The organism is Ornithinimicrobium ciconiae (genome assembly GCF_007197575.1).
GTDB lineage: Bacteria > Actinomycetota > Actinomycetes > Actinomycetales > Dermatophilaceae > Ornithinicoccus > Ornithinicoccus ciconiae.
Window position 1 is genome coordinate 536,376 of sequence record NZ_CP041616.1, and the last position, 13,857, is coordinate 550,232.

The following is a 13,857-nucleotide window of genomic DNA, read 5'->3' on the forward strand; positions in this document are numbered from 1 at the left end:
TGCGCGCGATGAGTGACGACGAGAGCCAGCAGGGAGGAGCCCCGGCCGACCCGCTGCCCGATGGGGACGACGGGGTGTCTTCTGCCGACTCCGGGGGTAGCGACGGGTCCGGAAGTGGCGACGGGGCGGGGGTGACGAGCGCTTCGCCGGGTCCGGACGCCCCCTTGGGCAGGGACGCCCTGGGCCTGCGTGAGTCCGCTGATCTGCTGCGCGCCACGGCCCTGCTGCTGGCTCGAAACTGGCTGCCGCTACTGTCCATCGCGGCCCTCAGTCTGCTGGCCCACGAACTGCTGTCCAGGCTCGCGGTGGCCGCCGGTCTCGTGGGGGCCGTGCCCGGCTTCCTCGCCCTCGCCCTCGTCCCACTCGCGAGCCTGGCCGCCCTGGTGGGCATGCTGCTTGTCGTGCGCAGCCGTGAGGCCCGGCACTCCAACCTCTGGGGTGTGGTCGCCGCCGCAGGCAGTGTGCTCGTGCCCTTCCTGGTGGTCTATGAGAGTCGTGGTGACCTGCGGGCCGACCTGATCGACTATGTGCGAGGCACCCTGTATGAACAGCTGGGCGCCGAGACGATCATCAGCGCCCTGCCGCAGATCGCCTCCTGGCTCGTGCTGGGCATCGTGGTCGCAGCCCTGATCGTCCGCGCCGCGGGCACCCGTCTCGTGAGTCAGAGCCGGTGGGCCACGGTGGAGGGCCCCCGCCGCGGCCTGCTGCACGTCGTGCTCGGCTATGCCGAGGCGGTCTGGATGACCCTTGGCGCCTGGGTGCTGGCCGGCGTGCTCGGCGGTCTGGCGGCCTGGTGGTCCGCCCGCGCCGTCGTCCAGCAGGTTGACGAGATCTGGGAGCGGGTGCGGGTGAACCTGCCCAGCCTGGGTGCCCTGGGTGACTGGATCGTCAGCGTCGTGCCGGTCCTCACGGACGCCGTGGTCACCGGACTGGTGGTCCCGATCTCGATGCTCACGATCGCGGTGATCGTCTACGGCCTGCAGATCGCCGACACCGTCAGTCCCGACGAGGTGGTCCGGGCTGTCAGGAGCGGGCGCTGGACAGCGCTGACCAACCGGGTGGCGGATGCTCCCCTGCGGCAGGCCTGGAACCGGCTCTCGGACACCGAGGGCCGCTTTGGTGCGCTCGCCGGCGGGCTTGCCCTCGTGCTGCGATCGGCCTTCGCCCCGGTGCTGGCCTATTGCATGCTGTTCACGCTCGTCGCCCAACTGGACGTGGTGGTCTGGTGGCTGGCCCGGCTCGTGCTCGGCTGGCGCACCGAGTTGGTCTGGGACGCGCTGTATGTGCCGCTCGGCGGCATCTCGGAGATGCTGACCCTGGTGCTGACGGTCGCGCTCACCGCGGTCTTCGCGGACCGGCTGCTCATGCGCTTCGGCGCGCGTGGGCAGCTGCGTGGTCGACGCCGGGGTCAGGACGGCAGCGGGAACTCGATGAACCTCGCCGGAGGGAACTCGCGCGCGTCCACCCGCACCGAGACCAGCTCGGCGTCGGCCGGGACGAGCACCAGCACCGACTGACTCGGCGGCACCGGATCCTCCTGAGGGTCCGCGGTGCCGCAGGTCAGTGATGAGTCGTAGGGATCGGCATACGGGACCTCCCGGCCGGCCAGGAAGAGCCGGCCCTGGGTGTCGCGCACCTGCACCTCGCACGTTCGCGGCAGGGTGGGTGCGTCGGGGGCGTCCGGATCGGGCGCGGAGCCGTCCTCTTCAGACGGGGCGGGGTCCGGGTCGATGGTGAAGTCCAGCGCGAGATAGCGAAAGCCCGGCGGAGGTTGCTCCTCATCGACCTCCGTCAGCGCCTCGGCGTGATCGAACCGCACGCGCACGGTGTCGATGTCTGCCCATCCCTGGTCATCCGGCTCGACCGCGACGTGCTGCCCGAAGGTCCACCAGCCCTCGCGCGCCTGCTCGGTCGCGAACCATCCCCAGCCCGCGAGCGACAGCACCAGACCTGCGGCGGCAGCCAGCGCGGTGGTGTGGCGGCGGGACACGGTCCGGCTGCCCCGACGCGGCTGCTCCTGGGTCTGCTGCTCCGGTGGCCGCTGCTCGTCGGTCTGCTGCTCGTCGGTCTGCTGCTCGTCGCGCTGGCGTTCGTCGGTCTGCTGCTCGTCGGTCATCGTTCGCCCCCGGCCAGCACCCTGGCGCGCTCGAGAGCGAGTGGCTCTGCGGCCGCGCTCACCGTGAGCGGGACCCGCAGGACCGCCGCGGGCCGCTGGATATGAGGTCGATCGGGCCGGAACTCCAGGGTGAGGTCGTCGGCGGCATCGGCAGGCACCTCGAAGAGCAGGGTGCCGCGCAGCCAGATGTCTGGTCCCGCCTCCCAGGTCCCCGCGGCCGAGCCGAAGCCGGAGGGCTCAGTGAACTCACGACCGGACCCGTCGATGAGCACCACCTCCTCGGGGGTGTTCCAGGCGTCGGTGCTCGCGTAGGACAGATCGACCACCACGAAGACTGCCGGGCTGGTCACCACCTCGCCGTCCTCGAGGTCGGGGGACGACGAGGCGCCGTGGACGTGGACCTGGAAGTTGCCGACCGTGAGGTCGGTGGCCTCCGCGCCGCGCTGCACCGAGTGCCAGCCAGTGGCGAGGAAGTTGTTGTCGATCGCGTTGGCTGCGCCGCCGACGGCGACGGCAGCCGCGAGCATCCCGGCGACTGCCCACCTGCGCCTCACTCGTCTTCCTCCTCGAGGATGGCCGCCGGAGCGTCGACGAGGGGCAAGCTCACATCGAGAGACCGGGGGGTGGCCCGCCAACTCGAGAAGCCCGCCTCGATGTTCCACTGCGTCCAGGCGGTCTCCCGCATGGTGAAGGTGAGCTCCGACGGTGGGTCCTCCAGCCCGGTCGTGCGCCACAACAGGGCCACCTCATAGGTGACACCGGGCTGCGCAGCGCCTAAGCGGGAGCCGGTGTCGAGGCGCAGCACCTCATGGGGGTTGGCGAAGCTGTCGTTCGGCACGTCGTCGGGCAGTTCGAACGTCTCGTCGCTGACCGCGGCGCTGATGGGTGTCGAACCCTGGTTGGTGATCTGCGCCAGCGCCCCCACCCAACGCTCGCCGTCCTCCAGACTGCCGGCATCGACCCGCTCGGAGACGAAGTAGGAGCGTGGCACGACGTGGTAGGCGCCGGTGTCGGTCACCGCCTCGGCCTGGACCTGGCGCGGTGGTGGCGCCGCCGGCTCGAGACCGCCCGCGGCCGCCACCACCATGGGGGCAACAAGCACGAGCGAGAGCAGGAGTCGACGCGGCCAGGTGGCCAGCAGGAATGCCAGCGCGGTGCGCGCGGTGATCCCCCCAGGCTCTGTCACGACGACAGATTAACGCGCCGCTGGACTGGGACAGACCAGGGCCACGCACGGCATACGGGCAGGGCACGCACGGCCTACGGGCAGGGCACGCACGGCCTACGGGCAGGACATGCACGGCCTACGGGCAGGGCACGCACGGCATACGGGCAACAGAACGGCGCGGGCAACAGAACGGCGCCGACCCCACGAGGGGTCGGCGCCGCCATGGTCCGGGGGACCAGTTAAGTCAAGGTCAGCCCGCGCAGGCGGTCTCCAGCTCGGCCTGAGCGTCGGCCGAGGCCTGGGTGTCGATCTCCGGCAGGGTGATCGCACCGGTCTCCGGGTCGATGACGTCCTCGCTGGCCTCGTTGACGGCGTCCTGGGCCGCGGCGAACGGGGCGTTGACCTCCAGGATCAGCGCGGAGATGTCCTCCGGGGCGTCCTTGGCGGTGGCGTCGAGACGGCTCTTGAGCAGCGTCACCTCGCTCATCGTGACGGTGTCGACGATCTCACCGTTGTCGATGGCCAGGCGACCGGCCTCGGCGCGGTCGGCCATGGGGCCACCCTCGGTGAAGAACTCCTGGCAGGCCGGCTCGCTGAAGCTGGCGGCGTCCCCGGTCTCTGCGCCCGCGTCGCCGGTCTCGGTCCCGGTGTCGCCGGTCTCCGCGCCGGTGTCGCCGGTCTCGGCCCCGGTGTCGCCGGTCTCGGCCCCGGTGTCGCCGGTCTCGGTCCCGGTGTCGCTGGTCGTGTCCTCGGTGGTCTGCTCTGCGGTGGTGGGCTCCTCCGGCTCCTCGTCGCTGGAGCACGCGCCCAGGGCCAGGGTGGCGGTCATCGCCACGGCAATCACACTGAACTTCTTCACTGCAAACTCCTCATGTCTTGTCCCTCGGTCAGGTCGTGGGCTGCGGTGCGAGGAGCAAGTGAGGTCGGTCCATCGCACGCGGCGGCTTCATTGACCCGGTGTGTGCCCCCGACGTATCTCGCCGAGGTGGCAACTTCCCTATTCTGCGACGATTACTTACCCAAAGCAACTTGATTAGTGGGGGGCCGTTTCCAGCACGGACGGAGAGGACCGCAGGAGGGGGAGCTCACGGGGTGAAGGCGATGGCGTCCAGCACCCGCACGGCCAACTCCTTGTCGCCGACGACGGTGTATGCCGTGTCGGCCGTGGCTCGTCGTCCGGCCGCGCGGCGGCTGAGGGCCTCGGTGGACAGGGTGATCGTCGTGCTCGGGTCGGACTCGGAGTGGACACTCTGCCCCATGCCGCTCTCGCTCTCTCCCGTGAACAACGAGTGATGCGTGATCTGTCCGTCCTCGTGGCTGGCCCGCACCCCCATCCGGGCAGTGACCGGACCGGTGCTCTCCAGGATCACGGTCTGACCGTCCGCCATCGGCACGTCGCGGACGAGGGTGGCGAAGTGGCGCACCAACCCGTTGACGAAGGTTGCTGCAGCGGGGGAGTCGAGGTTGCCGATGCGTCCGAGCACCTCTCGGACGTCCTGCTCGTGGGTCCAGATGTCCTGGTGGCGCAGCTTCAGCAGGGAGCTGAGCCGCATCGTGCCCTCGACCGGGGCGCGCACCTGCGTGTCCAGCGTCAGGGACGGGTCGGCGAGTGTCGCCAGCCGGTTGTGCAGGAGCGTCTCCAGCTCGGCGACGACCTCAGGCCCGGTCTGTCCCCGGCGGGCCTGCACCCCCTGCTCCATCCAGGCCGCGAACGCGTGGTGCACGTGCTCCAGCCAGCTCACGTCGACGTCAGGGTTCTCGCCGCCGTTGAGATAGTGCTCCACCGCCGCGACGTGCGAGATGTGGTCCTGCAGGGTCCAGCCCGGGCACGAGGAGGGAGCGGCAAAGTCCTCGGCCGTGCAGGAGTGCCCGAGGTCGATGACGGCCTGGACCGTCTGTCGATATCCCTCGATGAGACCGGCCAGGTCGAGCGGCGGGGCTGGATGGATCGGCATACCAGGAGACTAGCGGGGGTGGAGAGGGTGTTCTCGCCCTCGGCTACCTAGCATGGAGGGGTGGCGACAGACCTGCGATCCCCAGCTTCGGCCCCACCGCGGCCAGAGGTGCGCCGTGTGCTCGTGGTGCCGGTCGCCGTCGTCATCGCGGTGGGGGTGCTCGTGGCGGTGGTCATCGCCAGCATCTCGGGAGCCGTCGAGCCGTTGATCCTGGGTGATACCGGGCCGGTCGTGCGGTACGGCCAGGTGGTCGCCCGGGTCCTGCACGACCTGTCCAGCTCGCTGACGATCGGGCTGCTGCTGGTGGCCGCGTTTCTCACCCCCGAGGCCCGGGCGACCTCGCGCCGGTCCACCGCAGCCGTGGCCGCGGCATACAGTGCGGGCGCCTGGGCACTCACCTGCCTGCTGAGCCTGGTCTTCACCTTCTCGCAGTCCTCCGGTCTGCTCCTGGGCGACCCGGCCTTCTGGTCGGAACTGCGCAGCACCGCCTGGCGCCTGGAGATCACCCGGCTGATCGTGATCGAGCTCGTCATGGTGGTGCTGCTCATCGTCGGGGCGGCGTGGGCCCGCACCCGCGGCCAGCTCGCATGGGCGTTCACCCTGGCCATCGCCACGCTGTGGCCGATCAGTTTCGCCGGTCACGGCAGCAGCCTGATCGGCCACGAGCAGGGCATGACCGGTCTGCTCATCCACCTGGTCGGGATCTCGCTGTGGGTGGGGGGCCTGCTCGCGATCGTCGTCCTGCGGCCCGTGCTGGGCGTGGCGATGCCGGTGACGCTGCAGCGCTACTCCCCCATCGCCCTCGCCTGCTACGTCGCGGTCGGTGCCTCCGGGGTGCTCTTCGCGCTCCTGCAGGCCGACGACCTGGCGGACCTCACCTCGCCCTACTGGCTGGTCCTCTGGCTCAAGGTGCTCGCCCTGGCGGTCCTGGGACTGTTCGGCTACAACCAGCGCCAGCTGCTGCTTCAGCGTGACACGACCAGGCCCGGTGTCTTCGCGCGCCTGGCCCTCACCGAGCTCGCCGTGATGGGCGCCGCGGTCGGCCTGGGCGTGGCACTGTCACGCACCCCACCGCCCGTCATCGAGGACATCACCGGTGCCGACCCCGCCCTGCCGCTGACCGGCTTCCCCACTCCCGAGCCGTTCACGCTGGGCAAGCTGTTCACCGCCTGGGAGCCGATGTGGCTCTTCCTGATCCCGTCGCTGCTCGCGGTCGGGCTCTATCTCGTCGCGGTCCGCCGGCTACACCGACGTGGCGACGCCTGGCCGCTGCGTCGCAGTGTGCTCTGGGTGATCGGCTGGGCCATCTTCATCTATGCCACCTGCGGCGCGCCGGGCATGTACGGCAAGGTCATGTTCAGCATGCACATGGTCATGCACATGGCGCTGATGATGGCGGTCCCGATCTTCCTGGTGCCAGCCGCCCCTGTCACCCTCGCGCTGCGGGCGCTGAAGGCGCGCACCGACAAGACCCTGGGCCCCCGCGAGCTGATCCTGGCGATCGTGCACAGCCGGTGGGCCGCGTTCTTCGTCAACCCGGTCGTCGCCGCCGTGATGTTCTTCGGCTCGCTCATCGCCTTCTACTACACGGCCTGGTTCGAGTGGTCCCTGTCGACCCACTCCGGGCACGTGGTGATGGTGGTGCACTTCCTGCTCACCGGCTATGCCTTCGTGTGGGCCCTGGCCGGGACCGATCCCGGGCCGCCCAAGTGGCCCGCCCCGCTGCGGCTGATGGTCCTCATCGGCACGCTGGCCGCACACGCCTTCTTCGGCCTGGCGCTGATGACCGGCAACTGGCTGCTGGCGCCGACCTTCTTCAAGACCATCGACATGCCGGGCGTGGATGACCTGCTGGCCGACCAGCAGCTCGCCGGCATGATCGCCTGGGGCATCGGCGAGCTGCCCACCGTGGTGCTGGCGATGATGGTCACCCTGGACTGGCTGCGCAGCGACAACCGCGAGGCCAAACGACACGATCGCAAGGCGGACCGCGACGGCGATGCCGACCTCGCGGCATACAACAAGCACCTGGCAGACCTGGCGCAGCACGGCAACGATCCCCGGCCGCGCTAGCCACTGAGCGAAGGAGACCGACGTGCGCATTGCCCTGATCCAACTGGAGTATGCCGACGGCGAGTCCGTCCCCGACCGCACTGACCGCGTGGTCGAACTGGTGCGGGCCCAGGCCGGGCACGACCTGGTGGTGCTGCCCGAGATGTGGAGCGCCGGGGCGTTCGACTACCGCGGCTGGCCGGACCGGACCCAGACGGTGGACGGAGAGGTCATCTCGCGAGTCGCGCAGGCCGCCCGCGAGATCGGCGCCGTCGTGCACGCCGGGTCGATCGCCGAGGCCCCCGAGAACGAGCCCGGCCCCCAGGGGCGGGGGCTGTGGAACACCTCGGTCCTGCTGGACGCGGCGGGCGAGCGGATCGCGCGCTATCGCAAGATGCACCGCTTCGGCTTCGGCAACGGGGAGCCCCGGCTCATGGAGGCTGGCGAGGAGGTCGTCGTGCTCGACCTGCCAGCCCCTGCCAACGGGCTGCGGGCGGGACTGTCGACCTGCTATGACCTGCGCTTTCCCGAGCTCTATCGGGCGCAGCTCGACCAGGGTGCGGAGCTGTTCGTGGTGCCGGCTGCCTGGCCCACGGCCCGGGTGGAGGCCTGGCGGCTGCTGCTGCGCGCCCGGGCGGTGGAGAACCAGTGCTTCGTGCTCGGCTGCAACACTGCGGGCACTCATGCGCGCACGGAGATGGGCGGGCGCAGCGCGGTGATCGACCCGCGCGGGGAGATCCTTGCCGAGGCCGGGACTGGCGAGGAGGTGCTGTCCGTGGAGATCGACCCCGCGGTCGTGCCGGAGTTCCGCGAGCAGTTCCCGGTGCTGGCGGACCGGCGGCTCCCACCCATTTTTGGAGGGGTTTCGTAGGCGGCTAGCGTATTTTCCGAGAGGTTTGGTAGGCGTCCGACCAGGCTGGGCCGCGCCCCCACGGCGAGGCCCGGTCCGGTCCGGGCCTCGCCGGGTCGGTCCAGGCCGACCCTGGTGTCACCCCTCGATGGTGCTCAGGGCCTCCCACGCCTCCAGCATGGCCGGGCCGTACCAGGTGATGAGCCGGCCGCTGATCAGCTGGGTCGGTGTCGCTGCGAAGGCCTCTGGACCGTCGTCGGCCGTGAACTCATAGGGCTCGTCAGGCAGCAGCACGACGTCCGCCCCGACCGCGTCCAGGTCTGCGACCTCGACGTGCGGGTATCGGTCCTCGTGGTCGGCATTGACGTTGCGCAACCCGGCCCGTGCCAGCAGGTCGGTCGTGAAGTTGCGGGCGCCGACCACCATCCACGGATCCCGCCAGATCGGCACCGCCACGGACGCCCGCACCGGCGGCAGTTCCGGTGACCCCCACAGGCCCTCGACCTGCTCCAGCCAACCGGGAGCGCCCCACCCGAGCACTTCGGTGAACAGTTGGCGCATCACCTGCAGCGACTGCGGCACGGACTCGATCACCGCCACCCAGACCGGGACGCCGGCCTCCCGCAACCGGCGCACGTCCAGCTCGCGGTTCTCCTCCTGGACCACGACCACCAGCTCAGGCGCCAGCTCCAGGATCGCGGCGCGGTCAGGGTTCTTGGTGCCGCGCACCCGCGTGACGTCCAGATCCGCCGGGTGGGTGCACCAGTCCGTGACGCCGACCAGCGCCTCGAGGCGGGTGGCCGCGATCGCCTCGGTCAGTGACGGCACCAGGGACACGACACGCTGCACGGGTCCGCCGGGCAGTTCGACGGGGTGCCCGAGATCGTCGGTGAGGATGCGCGGCATACCAGCACCGTAGCCGGGTGCCCGCTCCGGTCGGCACGGACCGCCGCCGTGATAGGACAGGCACGTGAGTGAGCGCATAGATCTGCCCGGGCCTGTCGTCGCCGCCGTGCGAGGCGCCCGCCGCATCCTGGTCCTGACCGGTGCCGGGATGAGCGCCGAGTCCGGCGTCCCCACGTTTCGGGACGCCCAGAGCGGACTGTGGGAGAACTTCGACCCCAGCCAGCTCGCGACTCCCGACGCGTGGGCGGACGACCCGCCGTTCGTGTGGGCCTGGTATGCCTGGCGTCTCCACCTGGTCCGCGACGTCGCACCCAACGCGGGTCACCGGGCGCTGGCCGAGCTGGCCACCCACCGGGACGTCACGATCGTCACCCAGAACGTCGATGACCTGCATGAACGTGCTGGCTCCGAGGTCGCCGCGCACCTGCACGGATCGCTGACCGAGCTGCGCTGCGCGGACTGCCACGAGCCGTATGACGGGGAGCCCACTCTCTCCCCGGAGCCGGTCAAGCGCCTGGACCCGGAGACCTGCGCGGCCTGCGGAGGGGACGTGCGACCGGGAGTCGTCTGGTTCGGCGAGATGCTGCCCGAGGCGGCGGTGGCCACCACCGAGGCCGCGATCGAGGCGCTGGAGCCCGGCGATGTCTGCCTGGTCGTGGGGACGTCCGGGATCGTCTTCCCGGCAGCGGGCTATCCGGCGATGGCCCTGGCCGAGGGAGCGACCGTGATCGAGGTGAACCCGGTCGACACCGACATCACCGACATGTGCCACCACGCGATCCGCGGCACCGCGGCCAACGTCCTGCCCGCTCTCGTGTCGGCCGTGGCCTGAGGCCACCTGCAAAACCGCTACGAAAATGCGGGCAGGACCAGCGAAACCCCTCTGAAAATGGTTTAGAAGGCGGACTCGGGGAGAGTCATGATCGAGTCGTCGACGTGGGTGATGATGCCGCGGTCGGAGTGGACACGGGGCAGCACGTCGCGCGCGAAGAAGCGCGCAGCAGCGACCTTGCCGAGGTAGAAGTCCTTGTCCGCACCGGTCGCGCCGGCATCGAGGGCGGCCTGGGCCACCTCGGCCTGGCGGAGCAGGAGCCACGCGATGACAACGTCGCCGGCGGCCAGCAGGAAGCGGGTCGTGGACAGGCCCACGGCATAGATCGCCTCGGGGGACCCGCCGTTGCGCGGGTCGGCGGCCATCGCCCGCCCGACCATGAACTCGACCATGCCCTGGATGTCCTCCAGCGCCCGGCCGAGCAGGCCGCGCTCGGTGGCCAGGAAGTCATCGGCGCCGCCGCCCTTGACCAGCTCCATCATCTGCGCGGACAGGTGCATCAAGGCCTGGCCCTGGTCGCGCACGATCTTGCGGAAGAAGAAGTCCTGACCCTGGATCGCGGTGGTGCCCTCATAGAGGCTGTCGATCTTGGCGTCGCGGATGTACTGCTCGATCGGGTAGTCCTGCAGGAAGCCGGAGCCGCCGAAGGTCTGCAGCGACTCGGTGCCCAGCAGCACCCAGGCCCGCTCCGAGCCGCACCCCTTGACCAGCGGCAGCAGCAGGTCGTTGACCTTGGTCGCCATCTGGGACTCCTCGGTGGGGGAGTCTCCCGCGATCATCACGGTGTCCTGCTGTGCCGCAGTGAACAGCATCAGCGCCCGCAGCCCCTCGGCATACGACTTCTGCAGCATCAGGCTGCGGCGGACGTCCGGGTGGTGGGTGATGGTCACGCGCGGGGCGGCCTTGTCGGCCATCTGAGCCAGGTCGGCGCCCTGGACGCGCTCCTTGGCATACTCCAGCGCGTTGAGGTAGCCGGTCGACAGGGTCGCGATCGCCTTCGTGCCGACGAGCATCCGGGCGTACTCGATAATGTGGAACATCTGGGCGATGCCCTCGTGGACCTCGCCGAGCAGGGTGCCGACCGCAGGGACGGACTCGTCCTCGCCGAAGCGCAGCTCGCAGGTGGTGGAGACCTTCAGCCCCATCTTGTGCTCGATGTTGGCGACCTGGACGCCGTTGCGCTCGCCGAGCTCACCGTTCTCGCCGATGTGGAACTTGGGCACGATGAACAGCGACAGACCCTTGGTGCCCGGACCGGCACCCTCGGGGCGGGCCAGCACGAAGTGGATCACGTTGTCATAGAAGGGGGCCTCACCGGAGGTGATGAAGCGCTTCACGCCGGTGATGTGCCACGTGCCGTCCTCGGCCTGCACAGCCTTGGCGCGGCCGGCGCCGACGTCGGAGCCAGCGTCCGGCTCGGTCAGCACCATGGTGGCGCCCCAGTGGTTGTCGATCATCTGCTGGGCGAGCACCTGCTGCTCGGGGGTGCCCAGGGTGCGCAGCACCTCGGCGAAGGTGTAGCCGGCGGAGAACATCTTCACGGCCGGGTTGGCCCCGAGTGCCATCTCCGAGACCGCCCAGGTCAGCGACGCGGGTGCGCGGGTGCCGCCGAGCTCCTCGCTGACCTCCAAGCGCCACCACTCGGCGTCGCGCCAGGCCAGGAAGGACTTGGTGAAGGCCTCGGGCATGGTGACCTCGCCGGTGGCGGGGTCGAAGGTGGGCGGGGTCCGGTCGGACTCCAGCAGGCTCGCGCCCAGCTCGTTCTCGGCGAGCGTGGAGACCTGGGCGAGGATGTCGCGCGCGGTCTCCTCGTCGAAGTCCCCGAAGGCGCCCTGCCCCAGGATGTCCTGACGGCGGAGCACCTCAAAGAGGTTGAACTCCAGATCGCGAAGGTTGCTCTTGTAGTGGCTCATGTCCCTCAGTCCTCGTGCCGCGCCGCTGGATCGTCCGTGATCCCGCTCGTTCCAAGTACCCGATACTCCCGGTACCTACTTGTCAGTAACAGTGTGCCCGTCGGGACGCGGAAAAGCAAGGGAGGCAGGTGTCAGGCGGGGTCCTCGGTGAGACCGGCGTCGTGCACGACGAGCGCGATCTGGGTGCGGTTGTCCGCGCCGAGCTTGACCAGCACCCGTGAGACGTGGGCCTTGACCGTGGGCAGGCCCATGTAGAGCGTGTTGGCGATCGTGGCGTTGGACCACCCCTGACCGATCGCGACGGCGACTTCGCGCTCGCGATCGGTCAGCTCCTCGAGGAGGCCGAGTGCTCGCTCCCGCTTGGCATCGGCCGCGCTGGCGGTGGCCTGCCGGGCGCCGCCGGACACCTGGGCGATCAGTTGCTGGGTCACCGACGGCGACAGCCGGGGCTCGCCCGCGACGACTGCGCGGATCGACTCGACGAGGTGCTCCGGCCGGGTGCTCTTGAGCAGGAAGCCGTGGGCGCCGATGCGCAGTGCCTCCAGGACCATGTCGTCGGTGTCGAAGGTGGTCAGCACGATGACCTTGGGTGGATCGTCGCGTGCGAGCAGCTCGGTGGTGGCGGCCAGCCCATCCATCACCGGCATCCGGATGTCCATCAGGACCACGTCGGGGCGGACCCGGTCGACCAGGTCCACGCCCGCTCTGCCGTCGCTCGCCTCCCCGACGACCTCGAGGTCCGGGGCCCCGCCGAGGATCAGGCCCAAGCCGGTGCGCACGAGGGCGTCGTCATCGACCAGCACGACCGAGATGCTGCCGGTGCTGTCCTGTCCCGCGGCGTGGGGCTCTGGCGTGGTGCTCACGTGGACCACGGTAACCAGGCCCGCACCACGAAGCGTCCGGACCGGTCGGTGCCATAGCTCAACTGACCACCACTGAGCACTGCCCGCTCGGCCAGGCCGAGCAGCCCCATGCCGGACCCGCTGTCTCGGACCTCGTCGGTCTGCGGTGATCCGCCATAGGTCGCGGGCTGGTTGACGACGGTGAGATCCAGACCCACCCCCGGACCGCCGGACAGGGAGACGGTGATCGGTTGCCCGGCCGCGTGCTTGCGTGCGTTGGTCAGTCCCTCCTGGATGATCCGGTAGGCATGCCGGCTGATCGCCTCGGGCACCGCCGCCGGGTCGACCCGCAGCGTCGTGACGACCGGTGTGCCTCCGGCGCGCACCTCGTCGAGGAGGCCGGCCAGGTGCTCCAGGTCCGGCTGTGGCCCGCGCGGCTGGTCCGGCTCGTCGCTGCCGCGCAGCACCCCGAGCACGGCGCGCAGCTCCTGCACCGCCTGGTCGGCGTTGTCGCGCACGGTGCCCGCAATCTCCCGCACCTGCTCCGGCGGCAGGTCATCGCGAAAGTTCAGGACGCCGGCGTTCATCGCGATCAGGCTGATCCGGTGGGCCAGCACGTCGTGCATCTCGCGGGCGATGCGCGCACGCTCGGTCACCCGCGCCTGCTCGACCCGGCGCCCCTGCTCCCGCTCGGCGACCTCTGCACGCTCGCGCAACGCCGCGACATTATCGCGGCGCACACCGATGGAGTAGCCGACCGCGATCGCGGCGATCAGCATGAGCACCTGGATCACCACATTGGTGAGGGTCGTGACCCAGGATTGACCACCGGGCGGGCTGAACATCGCGTCCCACACAAACGAGGTGGCCAGATAGAGGGGGGTGATCACGGCCAGTTCGCGCCAGTGGCGCCGGGTGGCCAGCGAGATGAGAGCGACCAGCACGGCACCGCTGGCAGTGGTGGCGACGGTCGAGAGCACGATCAGGATCAGCGCCATGGCCAACGGCCACCGCCGACGGAATCGCAGCAGCACCAGGGAGAGCAGCCCGAGGGCCGGGTCGATGGCATAGAGCCACCACTCCGGTCCGGTGCGTCCCTCCAGGTCGATCACCGCCCACGAGGCGAGCCACACCACGAGGCCGGCGCCCGCGGCGAGCAGGGTCCGCCACGTCTCACCCCAGAGGGTCATCGCAGGCTGGCCAGGTCGCACACCCTGACCTTA

General features: G+C 70.2%; 13 protein-coding genes. 4 read left to right on the plus strand and 9 right to left on the minus strand.

Features of this window, described 5'->3' with window-relative positions:
• Window positions 1–8: 8 nt before the first annotated feature.
• Window positions 9–1,517 carry a hypothetical protein gene (locus FNH13_RS02375; protein ID WP_143781977.1) on the plus strand — a complete coding sequence of 503 codons (1,509 nt, stop codon included), beginning with the start codon at window positions 9–11 and terminating at the stop codon, window positions 1,515–1,517.
• Here the strand turns inward: FNH13_RS02375 and FNH13_RS02380 are convergent.
• From FNH13_RS02380 to FNH13_RS02400, 5 genes are all read right to left on the minus strand, one after another.
• Window positions 1,409–2,116 (minus strand): hypothetical protein, encoded by a 708-nt coding sequence (locus tag FNH13_RS02380; RefSeq protein WP_143781978.1) that lies wholly within the window; start codon window positions 2,114–2,116, stop codon window positions 1,409–1,411. The two genes, FNH13_RS02375 and FNH13_RS02380, sit on opposite strands and share 109 nt — an antisense overlap.
• Window positions 2,113–2,670, minus strand: coding sequence for a DUF4352 domain-containing protein (locus tag FNH13_RS02385; RefSeq protein ID WP_143781979.1), 558 nt, complete (start codon window positions 2,668–2,670; stop codon window positions 2,113–2,115). The genes FNH13_RS02380 and FNH13_RS02385 overlap by 4 nt, the downstream gene beginning before the upstream one ends.
• On the minus strand, window positions 2,667–3,302 hold the full coding sequence (locus FNH13_RS02390; protein WP_143781980.1) for a hypothetical protein: 636 nt from the start codon (window positions 3,300–3,302) through the stop codon (window positions 2,667–2,669). Before FNH13_RS02390 ends, FNH13_RS02385 begins: the two co-directional genes overlap by 4 nt.
• 232 nt (window positions 3,303–3,534) lie before the next feature.
• Window positions 3,535–4,143, minus strand: coding sequence for a hypothetical protein (locus FNH13_RS02395; protein ID WP_143781981.1), 609 nt, complete (start codon window positions 4,141–4,143; stop codon window positions 3,535–3,537).
• 226 nt (window positions 4,144–4,369) lie between these two features.
• Window positions 4,370–5,239, minus strand: coding sequence for a maleylpyruvate isomerase family mycothiol-dependent enzyme (locus FNH13_RS02400; RefSeq protein ID WP_143781982.1), 870 nt, complete (start codon window positions 5,237–5,239; stop codon window positions 4,370–4,372).
• Between the two features lie 117 nt (window positions 5,240–5,356).
• On the opposite strand from FNH13_RS02400, the gene FNH13_RS02405 reads away from it, so the two are divergent.
• Window positions 5,357–7,312, plus strand: coding sequence for a cytochrome c oxidase assembly protein (locus FNH13_RS02405; protein ID WP_143781983.1), 1,956 nt, complete (start codon window positions 5,357–5,359; stop codon window positions 7,310–7,312).
• Between the two features lie 22 nt (window positions 7,313–7,334).
• The gene (locus FNH13_RS02410; protein WP_143781984.1) at window positions 7,335–8,162 is read left to right on the plus strand and encodes a carbon-nitrogen family hydrolase; all 828 of its coding nucleotides are present in this window, start codon (window positions 7,335–7,337) and stop codon (window positions 8,160–8,162) included.
• Between the two features lie 117 nt (window positions 8,163–8,279).
• On the opposite strand, the gene FNH13_RS02415 is transcribed toward FNH13_RS02410, so the two are convergent.
• Window positions 8,280–9,047: a helical backbone metal receptor gene (locus FNH13_RS02415; protein WP_202878848.1), complete on the minus strand. Its 768-nt coding sequence runs from the start codon at window positions 9,045–9,047 to the stop codon at window positions 8,280–8,282.
• A 64-nt stretch (window positions 9,048–9,111) separates the two neighbouring features.
• On the opposite strand from FNH13_RS02415, the gene FNH13_RS02420 reads away from it, so the two are divergent.
• A complete protein-coding gene (locus FNH13_RS02420; RefSeq protein WP_228266542.1) occupies window positions 9,112–9,879 on the plus strand; it encodes an SIR2 family NAD-dependent protein deacylase in 768 nt (255 codons plus the stop codon).
• Between the two features lie 62 nt (window positions 9,880–9,941).
• Here the strand turns inward: FNH13_RS02420 and FNH13_RS02425 are convergent, their stop codons facing one another.
• The 3 genes from FNH13_RS02425 to FNH13_RS02435 form a co-directional block, all read right to left on the minus strand.
• Complete coding sequence (locus FNH13_RS02425) at window positions 9,942–11,792, minus strand: acyl-CoA dehydrogenase (RefSeq protein ID WP_143781985.1); 1,851 nt, start codon at window positions 11,790–11,792, stop codon at window positions 9,942–9,944.
• Window positions 11,793–11,923: 131 nt separating this feature from the next.
• Window positions 11,924–12,655, minus strand: coding sequence for a response regulator transcription factor (locus tag FNH13_RS02430; RefSeq protein WP_228266543.1), 732 nt, complete (start codon window positions 12,653–12,655; stop codon window positions 11,924–11,926).
• A complete protein-coding gene (locus tag FNH13_RS02435; protein ID WP_143781986.1) occupies window positions 12,652–13,824 on the minus strand; it encodes a sensor histidine kinase in 1,173 nt (390 codons plus the stop codon). Before FNH13_RS02435 ends, FNH13_RS02430 begins: the two co-directional genes overlap by 4 nt.
• Window positions 13,825–13,857 lie beyond the last annotated feature (33 nt).

Bases quoted from the DNA above. Each gene is read 5' to 3' on its own strand.
- FNH13_RS02425 (WP_143781985.1), bottom strand. From the start codon at position 11,792: ATGAGCCACTACAAGAGCAACCTTCGCGATCTGGAGTTCAACCTCTTT.
- FNH13_RS02380 (WP_143781978.1), bottom strand. From the start codon at position 2,116: ATGACCGACGAGCAGCAGACCGACGAACGCCAGCGCGACGAGCAGCAG.
- FNH13_RS02435 (WP_143781986.1), bottom strand. From the start codon at position 13,824: ATGACCCTCTGGGGTGAGACGTGGCGGACCCTGCTCGCCGCGGGCGCC.
- FNH13_RS02400 (WP_143781982.1), bottom strand. From the start codon at position 5,239: ATGCCGATCCATCCAGCCCCGCCGCTCGACCTGGCCGGTCTCATCGAG.
- FNH13_RS02375 (WP_143781977.1), top strand. From the start codon at position 9: ATGAGTGACGACGAGAGCCAGCAGGGAGGAGCCCCGGCCGACCCGCTG.
- FNH13_RS02415 (WP_202878848.1), bottom strand. From the start codon at position 9,047: ATGCCGCGCATCCTCACCGACGATCTCGGGCACCCCGTCGAACTGCCC.